Below are 24,252 nucleotides of genomic sequence, written 5' to 3' on the forward strand. Positions count from 1 at the left end.
CGAAAGATCCCGATGCCGTACGCCCCCGCCGACGCCCACATCCACTTCGCCCTCCACGCCGACCACCACCCCGGCGTGATCGCCACTACAACGGGCCCGACAGCCGACGCCGCCCGCTCCCACCTCCACGACCTCGGCTGGCGCAGCACCAGCCCGACCACCATGGTCCTCGCGCGCATCGACCGAGAAGAGCCCTCCTACGCCGCCGCGGCGGCCGAACAGCTCCAGCGCTACGGCTTCACCGTCGACATCGACCCCGCCCTCCAGGAAGAGATCGACACCGAATGGGAATGGGGCAACTACCCCTTCCCCTGGTGCTCCAGGGAGGAAGTCCGCGAATTGAGCGCCGAAGCCCAGCGCATCCACGACGACATCGCCGCCGGTCGCCTGATCATCCATCTCCACGCCGACGACGGGCACAACACGGTCGCCGTCGGCAGCTGGACCACAGGCGTGCGCCGCCATGTCCACCTCCACGGCGAGAACCACCTCCGCCTGATCAGCGCCCGCTTCGACAACGAGTCGGAAGCCATCGCCGAGTTCCAGCGGCTCTACTCCGCCGCCGTCCGCCCCGGCCCCGCGCCTCTCACCGACCTGGAGAAGACTGTCCGGCAGGTGCTCCGCCGGCAGACGCCGGCGAGTGGCTCCGCCAAGAGCACCGCCGGGGCGGCGGCAGCGCCGCCTGCCGCCGCCCTCGGCGAACACGAGGAGTTCCTCACGTCCTTCCTCGAGGGGAACCCGCAGTGGGAGAAGTACCGGCCCTACGACGACACGACCATCGCCTCGCACGAAAGCCTCACCATCCGGGCCGAGTTCGACCACGAGGCTCGCCACCGCACCGACACCGCCTGGACGGTCGCCGAGTACAACGGGCCCGTCGGCGAGCGCCTCTGGCACGCCACCCTCACCGTCGGCACCCCCATCCCGCTCATCCGGGAACTGCTTGAGCACCTCGACGCCCCATCCCCTGGGCGCGCCGAGGAGCCGCACGAACCACTGCGGGCCGCCGGATGGCGTCCATCGAGCCACCCAGCCTGGACGACCTGGCGCGCGCCGAACCGCACCATCGCCCTGGACCACGTCCCTCACGCCACGGATGACCGGTGGGTCTTGTACGGGGGCGAGGACCTCGACCGGGCGACATGGGCCGTCCGCCTATCCGCCAGCATTGGTCACGACATCCTCACCCAACTCGCCGGCACCGCCGCCGCGCTCGCCGGACCACCGCCCACCCCGACACATCGACCGCCCCTCGCCTTCCGGCTCCCCACCTCCGTTCCTCAGCAGCGCAGACGCGTCCGCTGAACAAGGCCACGCATGGGGCGGCCCCCATTTCCGGGGCCCTCGCCCTCGCGGCGCTCAATCACCGGACGGGTGCCCCCTGCCCAGTACCTGGGACGCCCTCGCTGCCTCGGCCTCGGCCTTCGCGTCGCTCACTACGGCGGCGGCCTGCTTCGCGACCTCATCAGCAGCCGCGGCAGCGTCGAGCGAGAATGTCGAGCCTGCCTCGAGCTCCGGAGCCCCGCCGTCGTCCGCCGCGCCGTCGGCAGCGGTAGTGGTGGTTGCCGCCTCCGGTTGCGCGGATCCGGGAAGGCCCATCGACGACTGATCGCCGAACGCGTGGGTGACGGCGCGAACTGCCTCGGTCAGCTCCCCGGGGATCACCCAGAACGTGTTGTTGTCGCTCTTCGCCAGATGCGGGAGCGTCTCGAGGTACTTGTAGGCCAGGACTTTCGGGTCGGCATTGTTGCGATGAACGGCCTGGAAGACACGCTCCACCGCCTTCGCCTCGCCGTCCGCACGCAAGATCATGGCCTGCTGTGTGCCCTGCGCTTCCAGGATGTCCTTCTGCTTCGTGCCCTCCGCGGTAAGGATCTTGGCCTGCCGTTCCCCTTCGGCGTGCAGGATGGCCGCGCGCTTGTCACGCTCGGCCCGCATCTGCTTCTCCATCGCCTCCTTGATGGTGGCCGGCGGATCGATGGCCTTGATCTCGACGCGGTTGACCCGGATGCCCCACTTGCCGGTGGCCTCGTCGAGGACGGCGCGGAGCCGGGCATTGATCTCCTCGCGCGAGGTGAGCGTCTCCTCCAGGTCCATGGAGCCGATAACGTTCCGCAGCGTGGTCACGGTGAGCTGATCTATCGCCTGCAGGTAGTCAGCGACCTCGTAGGCCGCCGCCCGCGGGTCGGTGATCTGGTAGTAGAGCACGGTGTCGATGTTCACGACGAGGTTGTCCTCGGTGATCACCGGCTTGGGGGCGGACGAATACACCTGCTCGCGCACGTCGAGTTTCGTGTTGACACGGTCTGCCACCGGCACGACGAAGTTGAGGCCGGGTTGCAGCGTCCGCCGATACCGGCCGAACCGCTCGATGTTGTAGCGGCGCGCCTGCGGGACGATCCGCACCGTGGCGGCCACCAGGAAGACGACAACGATCGCCGCCACAAGAATCGGGATGACAACGGGATCCACAATTCCTCCGCTGGGATGTGCTCAGCCGTTCACGGAAGCAGTTCGCGGGGGTAGACGACAGCTGTAGCGCCTTCGATCTCCATGACATCCACCAGCGCTCCCACCGGGATCACCAGGCTTTCGTCGAGAGCGCGAGCGGACCATTCCTCACCGGAGATCTTGATCAGGCCGCGGGTCGCGGTGACCTCCTGCATGACCTCGGCCCGCTTGCCGATCAGCGCATCGCTGCCCTCACGCGTGAGGGGTGCGCTCGCCATTTGCCGCATCGCGACAGGGCGGAAGAGGAGGAGGCCCGCTGCCACTGCCACTCCGAACGCCACAAGCTGGCCAAGGAGGCCGATGCCCACACCAGCGACTACAGCGGCGATCAGGGCAGCGCCCGCCAGCAGCCCGAAGACCAGCGTCAGGGTGAAAAACTCCGCGACACCAAGCACCCCGGCGGCGAGCAGCCATACGAACCAAGGCATCGAGTCAGCCTCCTTCAGGAGACCTACCCACGAACCAATCCCCCGGAACCCGGACAAAAGGGACTCGTCCGGCCCGGCCCGCGATCAGGACGCCCAGACGGCGACAGGAGGTCCTACCCGCTTTCGGTGCCGGTTCGGCAGCCCGGCGAACCTTGATACCGGAAGCAGACTGACGAGGACCACACCGCGAGGTATCCGGCGTCGCCCATTGGCCGGCCCGATCCTGGAGCGCCGGCGCGAGGGGGTGCCATGTACGCCGGCCGCAGTCTCGCCCTCCGTACGGATGCACATGCTGATCACTCCGCTCCTCTGCTCAGGGCCGGCCACCGTGGTGCCGCGCAATACCAGGGAGTACAAGACCGGGCCTCATGGACTCTCAGGCAGTTCCAACCCGGTGCAGTGCCCGCGCCGGACCTGGTCCTTCGCGAACGCGGCTACGTACTCGCGTAGCAGCACGCGCTGCGCTCGTTGCGATGCCTCGGTCGGAGGCTGGTCTCTCTTGTCCGCTTCGCGCTTCTCGCGGGGGCGGTCGTCGTAGCCCCAGTGCGCGGCGAAACCGACATTGTCTCCGCCGCACCGGGCGACGGCCCACGCTCTGTGCTCCGTCAGCGCGGGCTTCCAAGCGCCGTCGCCCATCGGCAGCGGGTCGGGGCCGGAGCCCATCTCACGGACGCGCGTGCCCCAGTCCCCGCGCCAACTGGTGAGTTCGACGAGCGGTCGGCCCCGCCCGTCGAAACGGTACGAATCTTCGCCCCTCGCCGCGTGCAGGGTGCACCGTCCGACGATCCCGCCGTCCGCGATGGCGATGCGCACCTCCCCGTCGCGGCCTTCCGCCGGGACGTGGGTAGTGGCAAGAGCGCTGCAGGCGGTGCCTTTCGCGTCCGCGCGAGGCACGAACCGGCCGGTGTCCGGGACCGCACCGTCCTTCGGTGCGGTCAGCGGCTCTCCACCACAACCGAGCTTCGTGGTCACCTCGTTCGTCATCCGTACCGCGAGCCGCAGCATGGCCGCTTTCTCCTCACGGCTCTCAGCGAAGTAGGTCCACGTGGTCACCAGCACCCGATGGTCTTTCCTGAGCGCGCCCTTGACGCGATTCGGGCACTCAGGCATCAAGAAGACCCGGCTGTTCTCGTCCTCGAATCCGGGCAGACCGCCCGGCAGCACGGCGTGCGGCGGATAGTACGCCGCGACGAACCGCAGCTCCTCGTCACGGGCCGCTCCGGGCGGATAGGCGTCGACCGCGACCACGACCTTGTCCCCGTCGCTCGCCAGCACGCAGTGATACTCGCCGAGGTCCTCGTCGAAGGACTCCCGTTCCGAGCCGAGCCGCGCGTCCGTCCGTACCGTCTTCAGGTCGCCACTGGGCAAGGCGCCCCCGCACGCCTCACGTGCCAGCCACCAATCCTTCACCGGCGCCCGGACCGCGAACCCGACGATGACCAATACGAGCCCCGTACAGGCCAAACTCCACAGCCACTTACGGTGCCGCAATGCCCAATCCCCCATGCGTTCCCCCGCTATCCCGAACACCACTTCCGCAACAGAGCAACCAGCCTCCCATCTACTGTGCGCCTGAAACTCAACGGGTCAGCCGGCGCCGCTTGGTGCTACCCACCGCCCTGCCCCCTCCCCCGCCGCATCACGTGGACATGGCCGCCGCCTTCACAGTGGTCTCGCCGAGATGTTCTCAGTAGCTGTGACCGGTCACCATGCCGGGATCCGGCAGTCTGCGGGGCCACTGCCTGCCGACGTAAGGAGGGGTGACACCCCGTCGCGAGCGCCTTTGATAAGGTCCTCGGCCGGATCAGCAGGGAAGGGCACGCAATGCCAGGCATACGGGGGCGCAGATGGCTCTTCTACGTCATAGTCGGAGGGACGCTCGCGGCCGTCGTCGCCGGGATCGTGGTGTGGTTCACGGCCGGTCGGACACAGCAGCGCGCGGCCAATCTGGATCAACTGGAGCGTGCCTGCGCGGGGTTGCTGCCTGGTGAGCAGTTGCGGGGCTTCGTGCCGGGGAACAGCGCCGGGGCGCTGGAGGAGTACGGCACGATGATCGACCCGGGCCAGGAGAGCCGGGCGCTGCTGAACTGCACGCTGTCCTGGGGTGCCGGGCGGTGGGAGCCCGAGACGCTGGTTCAGGTGCGTGTGGAAGCGCTGATCGCGTCGCAGGTCGCGGTGGCCGACGCGGGTGACAGGTCCGTCGGCGACTTCCCGATGCCCCTTCCGCCCGGCGCGAGGGGCAGTACCGGGGCCGACGACCGGGTCAACGGCAGTGAGGTCAGTGCCTCGTTGCAGGTGGCATGCCCTCGCGGGCTGCCCGGCCGGAGCCGGCCGTCCGAGAGGTTCCAGGTCTCGGTGGAGCTGCCGTCGAAGGCGGACAGCAAGTACGACGTCCCCGCCTCCGATCATCTCGTCGCGGCCCGCACTGCGGTGGGCATCGCCAACTGGGTCATTGGGCAGCAGAACTGCGGCCGCGAGCCGATCCGTACCAACGCCACGCCCCGCCCGGTCGAAGGTCCCACGCCGACGAAACTCTGTGCGTGGATGGACCCGGACGAGCTGGAATTCGCCGAGGAGGAATGGGAGTTCTCCGGGGACGGCACGTACGACCAGCGAGTCGGGTCCTGCACCGGCCACATCGCCGGATACGGAGCCCCTCCCGCCATGCCCGTGGTGGGTGTGACGGCCGAGAGCTGGTCGGGTGAGTTCGCCCGTGGCGCGTACGAGCGGCATACCTACGCCGGAACCGCCCCCGGACGGCGCACGCCGGCACCCACCACCCCGGCCGGCAGCGTGGTGATCAAGGACTCGGGTATCCCTCCCGCGTTGGCCCTGTGGGCCGAGTCGGTGTGTGACGGCAGCCCGAGCTACCACCGGATCACCGTCACCCCGGCACTCTCCTTCGGCGACAAGAAGGAAGTTGTCGTGGAAGCCCATGTCCGCAAGAGGTTCTCGACGGACGCGCGCGCCGCGCTCGACCGCTATCTGGCGGCGGCGGACGGCTGGCCGCAGCGTTCGCGCTGCCGCGACACCAAGATCCTGGGTGAGGTGGAGCAGTGGCTCCGATGAAGCGACACGTGGCGAGGGCCGGAGCGGGGCTGGGTGCGCTGGTGCTGCTCGCGAGCGGCTTCTTCTGGTTCGGCGGCGGCTACGACCGCTGGTCGAGCGGACGACTGCTCACGAGCGCGTGTGACGGCGTACTTCCCGCCGACCAGGTGCGTTCCATCCTCGGCGAACGCCACCTGAAGGCCGGCGACGAAGACAGCCAGGGAAGCCTCGACGACACCGCGACCTCGCTGCGGGTGGTGTGTGGCATCAGTCGGGACACCGAGAAGAACGCGGGCAAGCCCGTCGACGACGGATCGGTGACGGTCACCATCAATGGCGTACCGACCCTCGACCGCGAGGACCGGCGGTACGAGAGCCTCTACCCCTCGGTGCGATCCGAACTGCCGCCCGCCCCTCTGGGGCAGGGATGGAACGGCGTTTTCAGCGCGGGCGACTCCCACGGCGAGGCCGAGGCCACCACCGCCGTCCTGCTGGACTGCGCACCGGGCCGCGGCGACCTGCTCGTCACCGTCTCGGTCGCTGTGGACGGATACCTGGACGACAACCCCCTCGACAACCCCGAGCGCCGCACCGCCTTCGCGCGCATCGCCACCGACACGGCCGCCAACGCCTCCCAGCGATGGAACTGCGACGCCGACCTCGGGAAGGCGCTGACCACCGCGCCCCTGCCGGTGAACAAGGACGAGTACGTGGCCCCGGCGGACGCCAGGGGAACCTGCTCCGGAATCACCGCCCGGCGGAAGGCAGTGGCACGGACCTGGGAGAGCGAACGCGGCACCGCGCCGCTCGAGGAATGCGTACTGGGCGACACCGAGGGCCACACCACCTACCGGCTCGCCGCGCACTACGGCCCGTACGCGGAGAGTGCGCGCCACGACTACGCCGAGCGCTCCGGGGACCCCGATCCCATCGCATCCGGGCAGCGGTCGGGTCTTCTCCGGGACGGCCGCTACTGGACCACCGCCACCTGCCCTGGCAGCAGTGAACCCGCCTTCTTCTCACTCGTCTCGAACGGCGACGAGGCCAAGAGGTCGGACGCGGACCGGACGTACGCGCTTTCCGTACTGGAGGTCTTCGCCGAGCGCTCCGCCGCCGCCCACCACTGCACCGCGCCCACAGCAACGACCGCACCGTGACAGAGGGGAACCGTGCGACGACGGACCGAGTCGGCAGGGAGAGCGCTCGTCCTGGCGCCTGCCCAGGCGGGGCCCTGCCGCTGACGCCCAAGTGAATCGTGCCGGGTGACTTCGCAGGCCCCCTGGGACTCGTCCCGCACTCAGCGGGCACGCGTCGACTGCTACCAGGGGGAGAAGCCAGGGGACCTGTTGCAGATCAGCGCCCGGCCCTGGCCAGTATGCGGGGGCGGCCGATCTGGAGGACTCCGGTTCATGGTGGTCTTCGGGGTGAGTCAGCGCGGCCATCCTGCTCCAGCACTACCTCTGATCAGCCGCACGACCACGACCGTGAGGAAAGGCAACGAACATGAAGCCGGGACGGAGCCGGAAGGCGGCAGGGACGGCAGTCGCAGTCGTGCTCGCGCGGGAGCCACAGCTGGAAGTGGGATACGCCGTCGTGACGGGCGCTGCTGCCGCCGACGGGCGCGCCAGACACGCGCCCGTCGAGCAACACTTTGAGTAGACGGACACCGTACCGATCCGGTCACCGGGAGCGCCCCGAGGGCTGCGGCCGGGGCGGAGGACCGCCTGCTCCAGCCACGGGAGACGGCGATGAACGGCTCGGTACGGATAGGGCGGGTTCTCGGCGTGCCGCTGCGCGTCCACTGGACCGTGCCCCTCCTCGTGGTGTTCTTCGGATACAGCCTGGGAGCGCAGACGCTCCCCGCCTGGCTTCCGGACCGGTCGAACGCCGTGTACACAGCCGCCGGGCTGGTGGGTGCCCTGCTGCTCATGGGGAGCCTGCTGGCTCATGAGGCAGCGCACGCCTTCATCGCCCGGAGGAAGGACATCCCCGTCGAGGACGTCACGCTCTGGGCGCTGGGCGGAGTGACCCAGATGGGCAAGCCGCGCACGGCCGGCGCGGCCTTCCTGGTGGCCGTCGGCGGGCCGCTCACCAGCCTTGTCGTCGGCGGAGCGGCGCTCGGCGCGGGCGTCGGGCTGAACGCGCTGTTCGGCTGGGCGGTGCCCGCGGCCGTCCTGGTCTGGCTGGCGTGGGTGAACTTCTTGCTGGGAGTGTTCAACCTGCTGCCCGCCGCACCGCTCGACGGAGGCCGTGTGGTGCAGTCGGTGATCTGGTGGCGTACCGGAGACCGGGAGAGGGCCGAGCGAGCAGCAGCACGCAGCGGCCAGGTACTCGGCTTCCTGCTGATCGCCGGCGGCTGGGTCTCCGTCCTGCGCGGCGCGCTGGGCGGCCTCTGGCTGATGATCATCGGCTTCTTCGTCCTCATCGTCGCCAACGCGGAACGACGGCAGGCCGGAATGGCCGTGGCCCTGCACGGGGTACGAGCGGCCGACGCCATGTCGAGCCCGGTGGAGACCTGCCCCGACTGGCTCACCGTGGAACGCTGCATCGACGAGGTCGCGATGCGGGCCCGCCATTCCACCCTGCCCCTGATCGACTTCGGGGGCCGCCCCAGCGGCCTGGTCGACCTCTCGCAGTTCGCGAGGATTCCCGTTGCGCAGCGCGAGGAACTGCGTGTACGTGACGTGGCGACCCCGCTGTCGCGGTGCACCACCTGCACGCCGGACGAGCTTCTGGAAGGCGTCCTCGACAAGGCCCGCCCGAGCAGGAGCGGCATACGGATCCTCGTCACCGAAGGCGGGCTTCTGGTGGGCATCATCACTACAGGTGACATCACCCGGCTCGTCCAGCGGCGCTCACTGCGCGGCACGAACGGCGGACCGAACGACGGTACGGACAGCTGATGAAACTCCAGGCTGTGGCGACGGCTGAGCGGTGACGGACACCGCACGGCGACGGTCAGCTCCGTCGCGTGGCGTGCGGAAGGCTCGCGTACGCGGGACGCACGCGCTGGAGCGAAGCCCCCGCGGGCGCGTCGGTGTCGACGACGCTCACCATCAGCGGGGTGCTCCCCACCGGTCCGGACTCCAGAGCCCGCAACCGGTACCGCTCCGCGCGCACGGCGTCACGCGCCAGCGCGCGGCCCCCTCCGTACGCGGAGTAGTCCGGTACGTCGTTGGCGATGCGCAGCGGTTCGGCGCGCCACGTCCCGGTCGCGCGGTCCCACCGTTCCAGGACGAACCCGTCCTGCGCCGGGCGCTCGGCGGCCGGGACGGCGTCCACGAGGATCTCCATCTGGAAGACGGGCAGCAGGTGCTCGTACACCCTGGTGTTCCCGTTCCGCAGGATGATCGTGAACTCCTGCGCGGGTCCTCCGCGCAGGAGTTCCAGGCGGCCGCCCGGTGTGGTCACCGCCATGGACAGGTACGTCGGCCGGGCCACGGGCCGGGTGACCTCAGGTGTCCCGGCGGGTGACCGGGTCGCGGCAGTCGGGATCGGATCCGCGCTCGGCGAAGGTGAACGGGACGGTGGGACAGAAGGGGAGACGGCAGCCGATACGGACGACGCCGGCTCCGGTGGCGCCGGCCGGGGCGACACCGATGCGCGCGCCGGGACGCTGTCCGCTCCGTCCTTGCCGTCGCAGCCCGTGAGTGCCGACGTCAGCAGCACCGCAGCCGTGCAGCCGATGACAATGCCGCGGGCACGGCGCATTCCGTTTCTCCTGGGGTGTGGGGTGGCAAGGACCGTACGGGCAACGTAGCCAGGGAGGGTCGCGGTCCAGCATCTCCCCAGGTCACGCTTCGGCCTCGAAGCAGCACTGCGTCGGCAAGTCCCGCCTCCCCCTTGGCAGGGCCGATGGCCGGGCGGGGGGACACGCAGTCAGACTCCGCTGTGCTTCCGTGAATCGCCGGCCCGGAGAGTCGGCCTCGACACGCCGCCCACGGAATCGATTCGGTAACCCCTTCGCGAAGCCGCCCCGACTCTCACGAGATCATTGCATAGGCTAAAGGTGACCAGGAGCCTTCGCCGGATACCGCAGGAATGTGCCGGGCATGCAGAACGGGCGCTACACGGGATCGGGATCCACCAGGGGAGTAATTTGTCCAACCAGCAGCCGTCCGGAACACGCCCCATGTCCCGACTCCCGTACGTCGTCATGGCTGCCACTGCGATCGCTGACATCGCCGCCGGCCCGACCGTCGGGCTGCTGCCGCTCGTGGCGCTGGGGCCCGCGTTCGCCGGGCTCACCGGGGGACCACGCCGCACCGCTTTGATCGGCGGACTGGCTCTGTCCCTCTGCCTTGCGCTCGGCTGGTACGACGGCCTGTTCCCCGGGCGGCGCGGGACGACCGCGCTGGTCTCGGTGGCCGGGGTCACCGCCGCCGGCCTGGTCGCCGCCGTCATGCGGCGTCGCCGTGAGGCGGAACTGGCCAGTGTCCGCTCGATCGCCGAGGTGGCACAGCGCGTTCTGCTCCGCCCCGTGCCTCGTACCGCCGGTGAGTTGACCGCCGCCGTCTCGTACACGGCCGCGGTCGCGGAGGCCCGGATCGGCGGGGACCTGTATGAGGTGGTCACCTCGCCCGGTGGCGTACGCGTCATCGTCGGCGACGTCCAGGGCAAAGGGCTGGATGCCGTCGAGACGGCCGCGGACGTGCTCGGGGCCTTCCGGGAAGCCGCCCACGACGAACCCGACCTTTCGGGTGTCAGCACCCGGCTGGAGAGGGCCATGAACCGCACCTTGTGCGGGGAGCGGTTCGTCACCGCGGTGATCGCCGAGGTGCGGGAGGACCGGACCGTGGCCCTGCTCAACTACGGTCACCCCTCTCCCCTGCTCGTCCACGCCGACGGCAGCGCTCGCTTCCTCTCGCCGAATAGACGAGCACTGCCACTCGGCCTGGGCATCCACGGAGCAGAAGGACCCGAAACGCTGAGCACGACGTTCCACCCCGGCGAACAGCTCCTGCTGTACACGGACGGAGTCACCGAAGCCCGCGACGGCCGGGGTGAGTTCTATCCCCTCGCCTCCCGGCTCCACCTGCTGGAGGCGGACAGCCCCGAACTCGCCCTCGACGCCCTGCACAGCGACATCGTCGCGCACGCCGGGGGACCTCTCGGGGACGACGCCGCCATGCTGCTGCTGCGCTACCGCTCCTGACGAGACATCAGCCCGACCCGACCGGGACCGACCGACATCCCGGCACGCGGTACAAAGGTTCGTATGCGAGAGCACGACGAGACTCACCCGCCACACGACGACATCGAGGCTGTCACGCGCGCGGTACTGACCGCGTCCCGGCTGCTGGTCGCGGTCTCGGCCCGGTCGCTCGCGACCGTCGAGGAGAACATCACCCTGCCTCAGTTCCGCATGCTGGTGGTGTTGTCCACCCACGGCCCGTCGAAACTGGTGGCCCTGGCCGAGCACCTCGGTGTCCAGCCGTCCACTGCCATGCGGATGGTCGACCGGCTGATCGCCTCGGGCTTGATGAGCCGGAGCACGAACCCGGTGAACCGGCGCGAGACCGTCCTCCGCCTCACCGAGGAGGGAGGCCGTGTCGTCCAGGACGTGACCGCCCGCCGGCGCACGGAGATCACGACCATTCTGCGTCGCCTCGACCCCGCTCAGCGCAGAGCCCTCGTTGACGCCCTCGACGCCTTCAACGCCGCGGGTCAGGAACCGGCCTTCGGTGAAGGAGACATGGGGTCGTATCCCCTCGGCTGGTCCGACCCGTCGGACAGCACTCGGTAGGACCGCACGACGGCGACGAAACAGACCACGGCGAACACAAGAAGCAGGATCACCGTCCGGCCGAGTCCCCACAGCAGCGCGCCCGGCCCTTGGACACCGCGCGGCGCCACCCTCCCGGCAGGGTCGTAGACCATGCCGATGAGGTCCCCGGGAACCATGGAGGGCCCGCACCCTCTCCAGAGCCTCGCCTCCATGGGAGAACCGTCCTGGTGCCGGACGGAGCAGTAGTACGAGGGTGTGCCCGCCGGCTCGTACGCGACCGCGGTCACGACCACGTCCTGAGTTCGCCCCCGCTCCCACCAGTACCACCTCGGCGGCAGCCCCCGAGACGCCTGGAGCAAGAACGATGCCGAGCGTCGCCATGCCCGCAACAAGCAGGTGCCCCGCCCTGATGATCAGAAGATAGAGCGCGACGGCCGTCACGGCCACCACGACCGCGGCTACCGCCTGCGCGGGAGACATGCCGGCGAGAACGGCGACGACACCGGCACCGGCGACCAGGACGCTGCCGATGGCAGCAACCAAAAGGCCCTCGGTCACCAGCCACAGCGGAGGGCTGCCCGCGTATCCGGCGGAGCCGGGGAGCCTGTCGCTCAATCGTGCCCACGCCCTCACCTTTAGACTATGCAATGGTTCAGCCTCAGCGAGTAACACCCATCCACCAGCTGTTATCGAACCGAAGCCGCCCGGTACCCGCCCCGTAGCCGTGCCAGGAGAGCCGTCGCATGCATCGCGCACCGCAGTACCCCCGCACTCCCTCCGGCTGGAAACGCCGCCTCTTCCGGGTGCCGATCCACCTCTTCCGCGCCGGTCTCGGCCCGCTGTTCGGCGGGCGACTTCTGCTGCTCATCCACACAGGCCGGAAGAGCGGCCGTTCACACGAAGTGGTGCTGGAAGTGGTCGCCCACGACCGCGACCAAGGCACGTGGACCGTCGCCTCCGGCTTCGGCCCGAATGCCCAGTGGTACCGCAATCTCCGCCACACCCCCCGGGTGACGATCCTGTTCGGACGCCGCTACGAGGTCGTCACGGCCGGCTTCCCCACTCCCGAGGAAGGCGGCCGGATCATGACCGAGTACGCCCGCCGGCATCCCCGGGCCGCCCGGGCGCTGTGTCACTACATGGGCTTCACGGTCGACGGCACCGCTGCGGCCTACCGCGCGGCAGGCGAGCAGATCCCCTTCGTGCGGCTGAGGACGCCCTGGTCCCCGCCGTCAACTGCGGGGAGACCTGGCTGAACGTTGCACCATCAGCCCAAACTCGCACTCCCGTTGCAGCCAGATCCCTTCGCCGGGCATTGAAGGCACGCCAATCGGTATGCGCCTACGTTGAGGTGTCTTCTGTGGGGCTGCCATCCCGATTCCGCCCGCGCTCCGAGCGCACGAGGTACGGCACGCTGGTGACCATGACTCCAGGGGTGAACAGCAGGCGGGCTTTGAGCCTGAGCGCGCTCTGGTTGTGCAGGAGTTGGCCCCACCAGCGGTCCAGTACGTACTCGGGGACGACGACGGTGACCACATCGCGCGGGCCCTCCTTGCGGACGTGGCGGATGTAGTCGAGTGCCGGGCGACTGATCTCGCGGTAGGGAGAGGAAAGGACGATGAGCGGAACCCCCATGTCGTGAGCGTCCCATTCTTCACGCAGGGCGGTGCTCTCTGCAGGGTCGACGGAGACGGTCAGTGCGCTGACCGTGTCGGGGTGGATCGAGCGTGCGTAGCCGATCGCCCGCAGGGTGGGGGCGTGGATCCTGGAGACGAGAACGATGGCGTGGTTGCGCGAGGGGAGTTCCGGGCGGGCGTCGGCAGCGACGGCCAGATGGGCGGTGACCGAGTCGTAGTGCCGTCGGATGCCCTTCATGGCGAGGTAGAGCAGGGGCATGGCGATGGTGACGATGTACGCGCCGTGCGTGAACTTGGTGATCAGCACGATCACCAGGACGATGCCGGTGAAGGTCGCGCCGATCGCGTTGATGATCCGCGCCCGGTGGATGCGGCGCCGCTCCCCGGCGTCGTAAGTGTGCGGCAGCAGCTTGTTCCAGTGCTTGACCATGCCGGCCTGGGACAGGGTGAAGGAGATGAAGACCCCGATGATGTAGAGCTGGATAATCGCTGACACGTCGGCGTCGAAGGCGACGATCAGGCCGATCGCGGCGAGCGACAGCAGGATGATGCCGTTGGAGAAGACCAGGCGGTCGCCGCGGTTGTGCAGCTGGCGGGGCAGATAGCGGTCCTGGGCAAGGATCGAGGCGAGCATCGGGAAGCCGCTGTACGCGGTGTTGGCGGCCAGGATGAGGATTCCGGCGGTTGCCGCCTGCACGTAGTAGAAGAGGAACTCCATATCCCCGAAGGTGGCTTTGGCGATCTGGGACAGCGCGGTCGGCTCGACGGCGCCTGCGGGCAGGCCCAGTTCGGTGGGGTCGTCGGCGACATGCACTTCGTAGACCAGCGCAAGAGTCGTGATGCCGACGAACATGCTCACCGAGAACAGGCCCATGATCGCCAGCGTGGTGGCGGCGTTCTTGGCCTTGGGTTTGGTGAAGGACGGAACGCCGTTGCTGATCGCCTCCACGCCGGTCAGCGCGGTGCATCCAGAGGCGAACGCCCGCATGGCCAGGAAGACCAGAGCGATGCCGGCGAAGCTGCCGGTCGCGTGGATCGGCAGGTCGGCGGACTCGGCGCGGATCTCGGCGCCACCCGCCAGCCGGACAGCGGCGAAGGCGAACATCGTGTAGATGCCGAGCACAAAGCCGTAGGTGGGGATGGCGAAAGCCCGCCCGGTCTCCCTGATCCCGCGCAGGTTCATCAGGGCCAGCAGTACTACGAAGCCGACCGACATCGCCACCGCGTGGTCGGAGGTCGCCGGGAAGGCCGAGGTGATGGCCGCCACGCCGGCCACCACGGAGACGGAGACGGTCAGCACGTAGTCCACGAGGAGTGCGCTGCCGGCGGTGAGGGAGGCGGTGGAGCCCAGGTTGTCCGAGCTGACGGCGTACGCGCCGCCGCCGTTCGGGTAGGCGTGGCACGTCTGCCGGTACGAGGCGATCACGACGACCAGGAGCACCACGATGACGGCGCCGATGTACCAGGTCAGATCAAGAAATGCGGTCCCGGCGAGCGCCAGGATCAGCAGGATCTCCTCGGTGGCGTACGCGACCGAGGAGAGCGGGTCGCTGCAGAAGACCGGCAGGGCCAGGCGCTTGGGCAGCAGCGTCTCGCCCATCTGCTCGGTCCGCAGAGGCCGGCCGAGGACAATCTGCTTGGGGAGCCACGTCACACACCGGCATCGTACGGACGGACGGCCGGAGGGCTGATACGCCGAACGGACGCAGACCGGCCGGCGCACGTCGAGCGGCCCATGTCTCGGGGCCGGGGTTCTCCGTGCGGGTCACTCGAAGGTGTCGGGTCGCTCGGTGTGTGGCGTCACTCGGCGGTACGCCGCCCGGGCATTGACGAGGCGCGTCGCCCCGGTGCCGAGCACGAAAGCCATGAGGAGGAGTCCCAGCCTGTACGCGTCCGGGTAGCCGTCCCAGCGCAGCTCCCCCTTCGGGGGGACGACGAAGCCATTGTAGAACAGACAGCAGACGAGGGCCGCCCCCGGGGCCGCGGCGGCGCGCCCCATCACACCGAGGACGGCGGCGAGGCAGCAGAAGGCGGTCAGGGCCAACCCCGGGTGTTGCAGGCCATCAGCAGCCCCGAGCGCCACCAGGAGCACAAGGGCTCCCCCGTACGCCCCCGCCCAGATGAAGGGCGTGGGAACCGGCTCGGGAACGGGGCGCACGGCGCCGGCGAAGGGGCGCCACCGGACAGCGGTCACGGGCTCTCCCGTCGGGCCATCGGAGTCTTTACGGACGGACGCTTCGTCACGGAGAAGCAGGCCGACCGTACCCACACATATAGGGCCACGAAAGCTCCGTTGACGCCGTTCGTACGTCTCGTCGCCGTTTCTTGACGCACTCCATACGGGCCCCGTAGCGGGCCCTGGTCCGCCATGCAGCGACCGTCAGAAGCGCATCAAGGCGGATGCCCCAGGCGTCAGGGGTGTGTCAACCCCCGTCGTCATCGGCCTGTGTGGGGGCCTTGCGAGGTCACACTGGGGGGAGGAAAGGGTTCGCTCCCGGCTTTCGGCCGACCAGGCGGCGGCCCACCGATCTCGGGGTGTTGCCTGTGACCATGAACGCTTTGGGTGCGGTCGTCTCGCTGCTGCCCGTACTCGTCCTCACTGCGGTCGTTCTCGTCCGCCTCTTGCTGCGGCGCTGACGTCGCTCGCTCGGCGCGTGCCCCAGGGCAGCGGGCGTATGGATGTCGTTAAGAGTGCTGATCGCCGCGTAAGGACGTCGTCAACGGCCATCGGTTTCGCGCCAGGCATGCCGTTTCCTCGTGGAGTCCGTTCGTATCCGAACCTCTTCTAGGAGCATGCGATGGCCGACGTGGCCTTCGTCGTCACCACGATCGCGGTGTTCGCGCTGGTGGTCCTCATCGCCAAGGGGGTGGCGAAGCTGTGACTGCCGAGAACATCATCGGCCTCGTCGTGGCCGTCGCCCTGCTGGGCTACCTCGTCCTCGCCCTCGTCAAGCCGGAGAGGTTCTGAGTACGGATATGAGCCCCGTTCTTGCTGATGTGCTCCAGGTCACGGCGCTGATTGGTGCCCTGGCACTGGTCCACCGCCCGCTGGGCGACTACATGGCCCGGGTCTTCTCCGCCGAGAAGCACCTCCGGGTGGAGAAGTGGATCTACCGTTCGGTCGGCGCGAACCCGGACGCCGAGATGCGCTGGACCGCCTATCTGCGCGGCGTGCTGGCCTTCTCCGCGGTGAGCGTGCTGTTCCTCTACCTGATCCTTCGGATCCAGGGCGACCTCCCCGGATCGCTCGGCTTCGCAGCGATCACACCGGACCAGGCGTTCAACACGGCCGCCTCGTTCGTGTCCAACACGAACTGGCAGTCGTACTCGGGCGAGGCGGCGATGAGCCACGTCTCCCAGACCGCCGGCCTGGCGGTGCAGAACTTCGTCTCCGCTGCCGTCGGCATCGCCGTCGCGGTCGCGCTGGTCCGCGGCTTCGCCCGCTCCCGTACCGGTGAGCTGGGCAACTTCTGGGCCGACCTGGTCCGCGGCGTCGTCCGCATCCTCATCCCGATCTCGGTGATCGCCGCAATCCTGCTGGTGGCCGCGGGCGCGATCCAGAACTTCGCCGGCATCCACGAGCTGACCACCGTCACCGGGCAGACGCAGTCCATCAGCCCCGGCGCGGTCGCGTCCCAGGAGGCCATCAAGGACCTGGGCACCAACGGCGGCGGCTACTTCAACGCCAACTCGGCGCACCCCTTCGAGAACCCCAACGGCTTCTCCAACCTGCTGACGATCTTCCTGCTGCTCGTCATCCCGTTCTCGCTGCCGCGCACCTTCGGCACGATGGTGGGCAACGTCAAGCAGGGCTACGCGATCCTCGCCGCCATGGGCACCATCTGGTTCGTCGGCGTGGTCCTGGTGACCTGGCTGGAGTACGCCCACCCGGGCACCGCCTCGCAGCTCGCGGGCGGCGCGATGGAGGGCAAGGAGCAGCGCTTCGGCGAGGGCGCCTCGTCACTGTTCGCCGTCTCCACCACCATGACCTCGACCGGTTCGGTCAACTCCTTCCACGACTCGTACAGCGGCCTGTCCGGCGGCATCCTGCTGCTCGGCATGATGCTCGGCGAGATCGCGCCCGGCGGTGTCGGCTCCGGCCTCTACGGCATGCTGATCATGGCGGTCATCGCGGTGTTCATCGCCGGTCTGATGGTCGGCCGCACGCCCGAGTACCTGGGCAAGAAGATCGGCACCCGCGAGATCAAGTTCGCCGCGCTCTACATCCTCATCACCCCGGCGCTCGTGCTGATCGGCACGGCGATCGCGATGGCCACCGGCAACGGCGAGTCGTCCATGACCAACACGGGCGCGCACGGCTTCTCCGAGGTCCTGTACGCCTACACCTCGGCCTCGAACAACAACGGCTCGGCGTTCGCCGGCTTCGGCGCCAACACGGAGTTCCACAACACCGCGCTGGGTCTGTGCATGCTGCTCGGCCGGTTCCTGCCGATGGTGTTCGTCCTGGCCCTGGCGGGTTCGCTGGCCGAGCAGAAGCCCATTCCCGAGACCGCGGGCACGCTGCGGACGGAGAAGCCGCTGTTCACCGGCCTTCTCGTCGGCGCCATCCTCATCATCACCGGTCTGACCTTCTTCCCGGCCCTGGCGCTGGGTCCGCTCGCCGAGGGGCTGGCGTCATGACCATCAAGACAGAGAAGCAAGAGAACCCCATGTCCGTCCCGACGACGTCGGCCCCGCACAGTGACGTACCCACGGGGCACAAGCCCGAGGCGGGACGGGTCGGCGGAGGCCTTTTCGACCCGAAGCAGCTGGTCAAGTCCTTCCCCGACGCGATCAGGAAGCTCGACCCGCGCGTGATGATCAAGTCGCCGGTCATGTTCGTGGTCCTGGTCGGCTCGGTGGTCACCACCGCGCTCGCGATCAAGAACCCGGGCGACTGGTTCGGCTGGGCGATCGCCGCCTGGCTGTGGCTGACCACGATCTTCGCCAACCTGGCGGAGGCCGTCGCCGAGGGTCGCGGCAAGGCGCAGGCAGACACCCTGCGCAAGGCCAAGACCGACACCATCGCCCGCCGCCTGACTCAGGACGGCAAGAGCGAGGAGCAGGTCCCCGGCACCGAGCTGCGCATCGGTGACCTGGTGGTCTGCGAGGCCGGCGACATCATCCCCGGCGACGGTGACGTCGTCGAGGGCGTCGCGAGCGTCGACGAGTCCGCCATCACCGGCGAGTCGGCCCCGGTCATCCGCGAGTCCGGCGGCGACCGCTCGGCCGTCACCGGCGGCACGAAGGTGCTGTCGGACCGGATCGTCATCAAGATCACGACGAAGCCCGGCGAGACCTTCATCGACCGCATGATCAACCTGGTCGAGGGCGCCGCCCGGCAGAAGACCCCCAACGAGATCGCCCTCAACATCCTGCTTGCCTCGTTGACGATCGTCTTCCTGCTCGCGGTCGTCACCCTCAAGCCCTTCGCGGTTTACGCCGGGGCCGACAAGCAGACCTCGATGATCGTCCTCACGGCGCTCCTGGTCTGCCTCATCCCGACCACGATCGGCGCGCTGCTCTCCGCCATCGGCATCGCCGGCATGGACCGCCTGGTCCAGCGCAACGTACTGGCGATGTCCGGCCGCGCGGTCGAGGCCGCCGGTGACGTCTCCACGCTGCTGCTCGACAAGACCGGCACCATCACCCTCGGCAACCGCCAGGCTTCCGAGTTCGTCCCGGTCAAGGGCACCACCGAGGCCGAGGTCGCCGACGCCGCCCAGCTCTCCTCGCTCGCCGACGAGACGCCCGAGGGCCGCTCCATCGTCGTGCTCGCCAAGGAGAAGTACGGGCTGCGCGAGCGCCACCAGGGCGAGCTCGCCCACGCCACCTGGATCGAGTTCACCGCCCAGACCCGCATGTCGGGCGTGGACGTGGACGGCAAGCAGACCCGTAAGGGCGCGGCCGGTTCGGTCATCGCCTGGGTCCGCGAGCAGGGCGGCACCGTCGCCGACGACGCCGACACCCTGGCCAACAAGATCTCCGAGGCCGGTGGCACGCCGCTGCTCGTGGCGGTCAAGGACGACAAGGGCGCGCGCGTCCTCGGAGTCATCCACCTCAAGGACGTCGTCAAGGAGGGCATGCGGGAGCGGTTCGACGAGCTGCGCCGCATGGGCATCAAGACGATCATGATCACGGGCGACAACCCGCTGACCGCCAAGGCCATCGCCGATGAGGCGGGTGTCGACGACTTCCTCGCCGAGGCCACGCCCGAGGACAAGATGGCGCTGATCAAGCGCGAGCAGGCCGGCGGCAAGCTCGTCGCCATGACCGGCGACGGCACGAACGACGCCCCGGCGCTCGCGCAGGCCGATGTCGGCGTGGCGATGAACACGGGCACGTCGGCCGCGAAGGAGGCCGGCAACATGGTCGACCTCGACTCCAACCCGACCAAGCTCATCGAGATCGTCGAGATCGGCAAGCAGCTCCTCATCACCCGAGGCGCGCTGACCACGTTCTCCATCGCCAACGACGTGGCCAAGTACTTCGCGATCATCCCGGCCATGTTCGCGGTCGCCTACCCGGGCCTGGACAAGCTCAACATCATGGGCCTGGCTTCGCCCGAGTCCGCGATCCTCTCGGCCGTCATCTTCAACGCGCTGATCATCATCGCGCTCGTGCCGCTCGCCCTGAAGGGCGTGCAGTACCGGCCGACCAGCGCCGACAAGATGCTCCGCCGCAACCTGGGCCTCTACGGCCTCGGCGGCCTGATCGCCCCGTTCATCGGCATCAAGATCATCGACCTCCTCATCTCCCTCATCCCCGGAATCGGCTGACCGATCATGAACAATTCCGTAGGAAACGCGGCCCGGCTGCTCTGGGCGGGCCTGCGCATGCTGCTCGTGCTCACCGTCGTGACCGGGATCATCTATCCGCTCGTCGTCACGGGGATCGCGCAGGGCCTGTTCAACGACAAGGCCAACGGGTCGATCGTGAAGGTCGAGGGCAAGGAGGTCGGCTCCGAGCTGATCGGCCAGAGCTGGGACCTGCCGAAGAAGAACCCGGACGACGAGAACGAGGTTGCCCAGCCGGACCCGAAGTGGTTCCAGCCGAGGCCCTCCAACAGCGGGTACAACCCGCTGGCGACCGGCTCCAACCAGCTCGGCGCCTCCGACGCCAAGCTGACCACGATGGTCGGCGACACCAAGAAGGCCGTGGCCGCCTTCAACGGTGTGCCGGAGTCCGAGGTCCCCAAGGACGCGGTCACCGGCTCGGCGTCCGCGATCGACCCGCACATCTCCCCGGAGTACGCGGAGATCCAGGTCAAGCGGGTCGCGAAGGCCAACGGTCTGAGCGAGCAGCAGGTCGCCAAGCTGGTCGAGGACCACACCGAGGGCCGCACGGCCGGCTTCCTCGGCGAACCGCACGTCAACGTCCTCAAGCTCAATCTCGCGCTGATGGACCTGGCCGCACACTGACAGACCCGTCGACAGGCTGCTGGGAACCGCCGGGCCGGGACTTCTCCCGCCCGGCGGTTCCCGCACACGCGGATCCCCCACCCACGGATCCGGTACCTGCCGACGGATTCCGTCATCGACGAGACGACAAGAAAGGTGGCACCCCCGATGACCCGGGTGCTGGTGGTCGAGGACGAACCGCCGCTCGTGAGGGCCCTGACGATCAACCTCCGGGCGCGTGCGTACGAGGTGGACGCGGCCCCCGACGGCTCGACCGCGCTGCGGCTGGCCGCCGAACGCAGACCGGACGTTGTCGTCCTCGACCTCGGGCTGCCCGACATGGACGGCATCGACGTGATCAAGGCGCTGCGCGGCTGGACCCGCGTGCCTCTCGTCGTCCTGTCGGCCCGGCGCACCACCCACGAGAAGGTCGAGGCGTTCGAGGCGGGCGCGGACGACTACATCACCAAGCCGTTCGACATGGCCGAGCTCCTGGCCCGACTGCGCGCCGCGGTACGGCGCAACACCCCGGACGGTGCGAGCGGCGTGCTGCCGGCCGACGAGCCTCGGTCGCTCACCGTGGCCACGGAGGACTTCACGGTCGACCTCGCGGCCAAGAAGGTCCGGCGTGACGGCCAGCCGGTCCGCCTAACCCCGACGGAATGGCATCTGCTGGAGATCCTCGTCCGCAGCCCGGGGCGGCTGATCAGCCAGCGGCAGCTCCTGGAGGAAGTCTGGGGACCCACGTTCGCCGCCCGGACGAACTACCTCCGCGTCTACATGGCGCAGCTCAGGCGCAAACTGGAGAAGGACCCCGCCCACCCGCGCTACCTGATCACAGAACCGGGAATGGGCTACCGCTTCGAAGGCTGAGCGGCACTAGCCTCCGGCAGGCCGCGGAGCCATCTGGGACGGCCACGGAAACATCTGCTTCGACACGAAAGATCGCACCCATGGGACGCGGCAAACTCCGGATCTACCTCGGCGCGGCGCCGGGCGTCGGCAAGACGTACGCGATGCTCTCCGAGGCCCACCGCCGTGTCGAACGGGGCACGGACTGCGTCGTCGCCTTCGTCGAGCACCACAACCGCCCGCGTACCGAGGTGATGCTGCACGGCCTGGAGCAGATCCCGCGCCGCGAGATCGAGTACCGGGGCAGCACCTTCACCGAGATGGACGTCGACGCCGTCCTGGCCCGCCGGCCCGCCGTCGCCCTGGTCGACGAGCTCCCGCACACGAACATCCCCGGCTCGCGCAACAGCAAGCGCTGGCAGGACGTCGAGGAACTGCTCGCGGCGGGCATCGACGTCATATCGACGGCCAACATCCAGCACCTGGAGTCGCTCGGCGACGTCGTCGAGTCGATCACCGGCGTACGGCAGAAGGAGACCGTCCCCGACGAGGTCGTCCGCCACGCCGACCAGATAGAACTGGTCGACATGTCGCCCCAGGCGCTGCGCCGGCGGATGGCCCACGGGAACATCTACAAGCCGGACAAGATCGACGCCGCCCTGTCCAACTACTTCCGGCCCGGCAACCTCACCGCCCTGCGAGAGCTGGCCCTGCTGTGGGTGGCCGACCGGGTCGACGAGTACCTCAACCAGTACCGCTCGGACCACGAGGTCTCCGCGATCTGGGGCTCCAGGGAGCGGATCGTCGTCGGCCTCACCGGCGGCCCCGAGGGGCGGACCCTGATACGCCGGGCCGCCAGGCTCGCCGAGAAGGGCGCGGGCGGCGAGGTCCTGGCCGTCTACATCGCCCGCAGCGACGGCCTCACCTCGGCGTCCCCGAAGGAGCTGGCGGTCCAGCGCACGTTGGTCGAGGACCTCGGCGGAACGTTCCACCACGTCATAGGCGAGGACATCCCCTCCGCGCTGCTCGAATTCTCCCGTGGCGTGAACGCCACCCAGATCGTCCTGGGCGCGAGCCGCCGCCGCTCGTGGCAGTACGTGTTCGGGCCCGGGGTCAGCGCCACCGTCGCCCGCGAATCGGGCCCCGACCTGGACGTCCACATCGTCACCCACGACGCCGTGGGACGCGGCCGGGGGCTGCCCAAGCCGCAGCGCAGCCGCCTCGGGCGGCCACGCCTCGTGGCGGGCTGGCTCGTCGGCGTGGTCGGGCCGCTCCTGCTCACCCTCGTGCTGACGTCGTTCGGCGGCGGAACGGGGCTGGCCAACGAGATGCAGCTCTTCATGGCGGTGACCGTCGCGGCGGCCCTGCTGGGCGGGATGTGGCCGGCCCTCGCCTCGGCCACCGTCGGCTCACTGCTCCTGAACTGGTACTTCACACCCCCCGTCCACACGTGGACCATCGCCGACCCCGAGAACATCTTCGCGTTCTTCGTCTTCTTCGCCGTCGCGGCGTCCGTTGCGTCGGTCGTCGGCCTCGCGGCCCGCCGCACCCAGCAGGCCGCCCGGCTGCGGGCGGAGTCCGAGACCCTGTCCCTGCTCGCGGGCAGCGTGCTGCGCGGCGACACCAGCCTGGAAGCGCTGCTGGAGAGGGTGCGGGAGACCTTCGCCATGGAGGCCGTCGCCCTGCTCGAACGGGCCGGCGACGTCGAGCCGTGGACCTGCGTGGGCAGCGTCGGTACGTCCCGGCCGGTCGCCCGGCCCGAGGACGCCGACGTCGACATGCCCGTCAGTGACCACCTGGCCCTGGCCCTGACCGGCCGGGTCCTGCCCGCCGAGGACCGCCGCATCCTGGGCGCCTTCGCCTCCCAGGCCGCCGTCGTCCTGGACCGCCAGCGCCTCGTCGGCGAGGCGGCCCAGGCCCGGAAGCTCGCCGAGGGCAACAAGATCCGCACCGCCCTCCTCGCCGCCGTCAGCCACGACCTGCGCACCCCGCTGGCCGCCATCAAGGCTGCCGTCACCTCCCTGCGCGCCGACGACGTCGAATGGTCGGAGGAGGACCAGGCCGAGCTGCTCGCCGGCATCGAGGAGGGCACCGACCGCCTCGATCACCTGGTCGGGAACCTGCTCGACATGTCCCGGCTGCAGACCGGGACCGTCATGCCGGTGTTCCGCGAGACCGACGTCGACGAGGTCGTGCCGATGGCGCTGGGCGGCGTACCGGAGGACAGCGTCGTCCTGGACATCCCCGAGACCCTGCCCATGGTCACGGTGGACCGGGGCCTGCTTGAGCGGGCCGTCGCCAACATCGTCGAGAACGCCGTCAAGTACACCCCCGCCGGCACACCGGTCCTGGTGTCCGCCAGCGCGATCGGCGACCGGGTGGAACTGCGCGTCGTCGACCGCGGCCCCGGTATCCCCGACGAGGCCAAGGACGGCGTCTTCGAGCCCTTCCAGCGGTACGGCGACGCCCCGCGCGGCGCCGGAGTCGGCCTCGGCCTCGCGGTCGCCCGCGGCTTCGTCGAGGCCATGGGTGGCACCGTCACGGCCGAGGACACCCCCGGCGGCGGGCTGACCATGGTGATCGCGCTGCCCAAGACGCCGTCCCACCAGCCGGTCCGTGTGGAGCTGCCGGTGGAGGCAACCACCTGA

Annotated in this window: 19 protein-coding genes; 13 read left to right on the plus strand and 6 right to left on the minus strand. The window is 69.3% G+C overall.

The window, feature by feature from the left end:
* Positions 1–12: 12 nt before the first annotated feature.
* Positions 13–1,305 (plus strand): DUF317 domain-containing protein, encoded by a 1,293-nt coding sequence (locus ACIGEZ_RS24335; RefSeq protein ID WP_399834432.1) that lies wholly within the window; start codon positions 13–15, stop codon positions 1,303–1,305.
* Positions 1,306–1,359: 54 nt separating this feature from the next.
* Here the strand turns inward: ACIGEZ_RS24335 and ACIGEZ_RS24340 are convergent, their stop codons facing one another.
* From ACIGEZ_RS24340 to ACIGEZ_RS24350, 3 genes are all read right to left on the minus strand, one after another.
* Entirely contained in the window at positions 1,360–2,472 is a 1,113-nt protein-coding gene (locus tag ACIGEZ_RS24340) for an SPFH domain-containing protein (protein ID WP_399834434.1), read from the minus strand.
* 29 nt (positions 2,473–2,501) lie between these two features.
* A complete protein-coding gene (locus tag ACIGEZ_RS24345; RefSeq protein ID WP_399834436.1) occupies positions 2,502–2,939 on the minus strand; it encodes an NfeD family protein in 438 nt (145 codons plus the stop codon).
* Between the two features lie 366 nt (positions 2,940–3,305).
* Entirely contained in the window at positions 3,306–4,445 is a 1,140-nt protein-coding gene (locus ACIGEZ_RS24350) for a hypothetical protein (RefSeq protein ID WP_399834438.1), read from the minus strand.
* A 396-nt stretch (positions 4,446–4,841) separates the two neighbouring features.
* Between ACIGEZ_RS24350 and ACIGEZ_RS24355 the strand changes: the two genes are divergently transcribed.
* The 3 genes from ACIGEZ_RS24355 to ACIGEZ_RS24365 all read left to right on the plus strand — a co-directional run bounded on the left by ACIGEZ_RS24355 (position 4,842) and on the right by ACIGEZ_RS24365 (position 8,890).
* Positions 4,842–6,008 carry a hypothetical protein gene (locus ACIGEZ_RS24355; RefSeq protein ID WP_399834440.1) on the plus strand — a complete coding sequence of 389 codons (1,167 nt, stop codon included), beginning with the start codon at positions 4,842–4,844 and terminating at the stop codon, positions 6,006–6,008.
* On the plus strand, positions 6,005–7,144 hold the full coding sequence (locus tag ACIGEZ_RS24360) for a hypothetical protein (protein WP_399834442.1): 1,140 nt from the start codon (positions 6,005–6,007) through the stop codon (positions 7,142–7,144). The genes ACIGEZ_RS24355 and ACIGEZ_RS24360 overlap by 4 nt, the downstream gene beginning before the upstream one ends.
* Before the next feature lie 591 nt (positions 7,145–7,735).
* The gene (locus ACIGEZ_RS24365) at positions 7,736–8,890 is read left to right on the plus strand and encodes a site-2 protease family protein (protein ID WP_399834444.1); all 1,155 of its coding nucleotides are present in this window, start codon (positions 7,736–7,738) and stop codon (positions 8,888–8,890) included.
* 55 nt (positions 8,891–8,945) lie between these two features.
* Here the strand turns inward: ACIGEZ_RS24365 and ACIGEZ_RS24370 are convergent, their stop codons facing one another.
* Positions 8,946–9,428, minus strand: coding sequence for a hypothetical protein (locus tag ACIGEZ_RS24370; protein ID WP_399834446.1), 483 nt, complete (start codon positions 9,426–9,428; stop codon positions 8,946–8,948).
* A gap of 715 nt (positions 9,429–10,143) precedes the next feature.
* On the opposite strand from ACIGEZ_RS24370, the gene ACIGEZ_RS24375 reads away from it, so the two are divergent.
* The 3 genes from ACIGEZ_RS24375 to ACIGEZ_RS24385 all read left to right on the plus strand — a co-directional run bounded on the left by ACIGEZ_RS24375 (position 10,144) and on the right by ACIGEZ_RS24385 (position 12,971).
* Positions 10,144–11,142, plus strand: a complete 999-nt coding sequence (locus tag ACIGEZ_RS24375; protein ID WP_399834448.1) for a PP2C family protein-serine/threonine phosphatase — start codon at positions 10,144–10,146, stop codon at positions 11,140–11,142.
* Positions 11,143–11,205: 63 nt separating this feature from the next.
* Positions 11,206–11,733 carry a MarR family winged helix-turn-helix transcriptional regulator gene (locus tag ACIGEZ_RS24380; RefSeq protein ID WP_399834450.1) on the plus strand — a complete coding sequence of 176 codons (528 nt, stop codon included), beginning with the start codon at positions 11,206–11,208 and terminating at the stop codon, positions 11,731–11,733.
* A gap of 725 nt (positions 11,734–12,458) precedes the next feature.
* Positions 12,459–12,971: a nitroreductase family deazaflavin-dependent oxidoreductase gene (locus tag ACIGEZ_RS24385; RefSeq protein WP_399834452.1), complete on the plus strand. Its 513-nt coding sequence runs from the start codon at positions 12,459–12,461 to the stop codon at positions 12,969–12,971.
* 85 nt (positions 12,972–13,056) lie between these two features.
* Here ACIGEZ_RS24385 and ACIGEZ_RS24390 read toward each other — a convergent pair whose 3' ends face one another.
* Together ACIGEZ_RS24390 and ACIGEZ_RS24395 are read right to left on the minus strand one after the other, a co-directional pair.
* On the minus strand, positions 13,057–15,006 hold the full coding sequence (locus tag ACIGEZ_RS24390) for an APC family permease (protein WP_399834454.1): 1,950 nt from the start codon (positions 15,004–15,006) through the stop codon (positions 13,057–13,059).
* A gap of 111 nt (positions 15,007–15,117) precedes the next feature.
* Positions 15,118–15,546: a hypothetical protein gene (locus ACIGEZ_RS24395; protein ID WP_399834456.1), complete on the minus strand. Its 429-nt coding sequence runs from the start codon at positions 15,544–15,546 to the stop codon at positions 15,118–15,120.
* 684 nt (positions 15,547–16,230) lie between these two features.
* Between ACIGEZ_RS24395 and kdpF the strand changes: the two genes are divergently transcribed.
* The 6 genes from kdpF (at position 16,231) to ACIGEZ_RS24425 (ending at position 24,252) form a co-directional block, all read left to right on the plus strand.
* Complete coding sequence (kdpF, locus tag ACIGEZ_RS24400; RefSeq protein ID WP_019888110.1) at positions 16,231–16,320, plus strand: K(+)-transporting ATPase subunit F; 90 nt, start codon at positions 16,231–16,233, stop codon at positions 16,318–16,320.
* A gap of 8 nt (positions 16,321–16,328) precedes the next feature.
* Positions 16,329–17,993 (plus strand): potassium-transporting ATPase subunit KdpA, encoded by a 1,665-nt coding sequence (gene kdpA / locus ACIGEZ_RS24405; RefSeq protein WP_399834458.1) that lies wholly within the window; start codon positions 16,329–16,331, stop codon positions 17,991–17,993.
* A complete protein-coding gene (kdpB, locus tag ACIGEZ_RS24410; RefSeq protein WP_399834460.1) occupies positions 17,990–20,131 on the plus strand; it encodes a potassium-transporting ATPase subunit KdpB in 2,142 nt (713 codons plus the stop codon). Before kdpA ends, kdpB begins: the two co-directional genes overlap by 4 nt.
* Positions 20,132–20,137: 6 nt before the next feature.
* Positions 20,138–20,773, plus strand: a complete 636-nt coding sequence (kdpC, locus tag ACIGEZ_RS24415; protein WP_399834462.1) for a potassium-transporting ATPase subunit KdpC — start codon at positions 20,138–20,140, stop codon at positions 20,771–20,773.
* Positions 20,774–20,920: 147 nt separating this feature from the next.
* Positions 20,921–21,625 carry a response regulator gene (locus tag ACIGEZ_RS24420; RefSeq protein WP_399834464.1) on the plus strand — a complete coding sequence of 235 codons (705 nt, stop codon included), beginning with the start codon at positions 20,921–20,923 and terminating at the stop codon, positions 21,623–21,625.
* A gap of 80 nt (positions 21,626–21,705) precedes the next feature.
* Entirely contained in the window at positions 21,706–24,252 is a 2,547-nt protein-coding gene (locus ACIGEZ_RS24425; protein WP_399834466.1) for an ATP-binding protein, read from the plus strand.

The organism is Streptomyces sp. NPDC085481, assembly GCF_044541845.1.
Lineage (GTDB): Bacteria > Actinomycetota > Actinomycetes > Streptomycetales > Streptomycetaceae > Streptomyces.

Bases quoted from the DNA above. Each gene is read 5' to 3' on its own strand.
- ACIGEZ_RS24385 (WP_399834452.1), top strand. From the start codon at position 12,459: ATGCATCGCGCACCGCAGTACCCCCGCACTCCCTCCGGCTGGAAACGC.
- ACIGEZ_RS24425 (WP_399834466.1), top strand. From the start codon at position 21,706: ATGGGACGCGGCAAACTCCGGATCTACCTCGGCGCGGCGCCGGGCGTC.
- ACIGEZ_RS24335 (WP_399834432.1), top strand. From the start codon at position 13: ATGCCGTACGCCCCCGCCGACGCCCACATCCACTTCGCCCTCCACGCC.
- ACIGEZ_RS24350 (WP_399834438.1), bottom strand. From the start codon at position 4,445: ATGGGGGATTGGGCATTGCGGCACCGTAAGTGGCTGTGGAGTTTGGCC.
- ACIGEZ_RS24365 (WP_399834444.1), top strand. From the start codon at position 7,736: ATGAACGGCTCGGTACGGATAGGGCGGGTTCTCGGCGTGCCGCTGCGC.
- kdpB (WP_399834460.1), top strand. From the start codon at position 17,990: ATGACCATCAAGACAGAGAAGCAAGAGAACCCCATGTCCGTCCCGACG.
- ACIGEZ_RS24360 (WP_399834442.1), top strand. From the start codon at position 6,005: ATGAAGCGACACGTGGCGAGGGCCGGAGCGGGGCTGGGTGCGCTGGTG.
- kdpA (WP_399834458.1), top strand. From the start codon at position 16,329: ATGAGCCCCGTTCTTGCTGATGTGCTCCAGGTCACGGCGCTGATTGGT.
- kdpC (WP_399834462.1), top strand. From the start codon at position 20,138: ATGAACAATTCCGTAGGAAACGCGGCCCGGCTGCTCTGGGCGGGCCTG.
- ACIGEZ_RS24380 (WP_399834450.1), top strand. From the start codon at position 11,206: ATGCGAGAGCACGACGAGACTCACCCGCCACACGACGACATCGAGGCT.
- ACIGEZ_RS24345 (WP_399834436.1), bottom strand. From the start codon at position 2,939: ATGCCTTGGTTCGTATGGCTGCTCGCCGCCGGGGTGCTTGGTGTCGCG.
- ACIGEZ_RS24375 (WP_399834448.1), top strand. From the start codon at position 10,144: ATGGCTGCCACTGCGATCGCTGACATCGCCGCCGGCCCGACCGTCGGG.
- ACIGEZ_RS24420 (WP_399834464.1), top strand. From the start codon at position 20,921: ATGACCCGGGTGCTGGTGGTCGAGGACGAACCGCCGCTCGTGAGGGCC.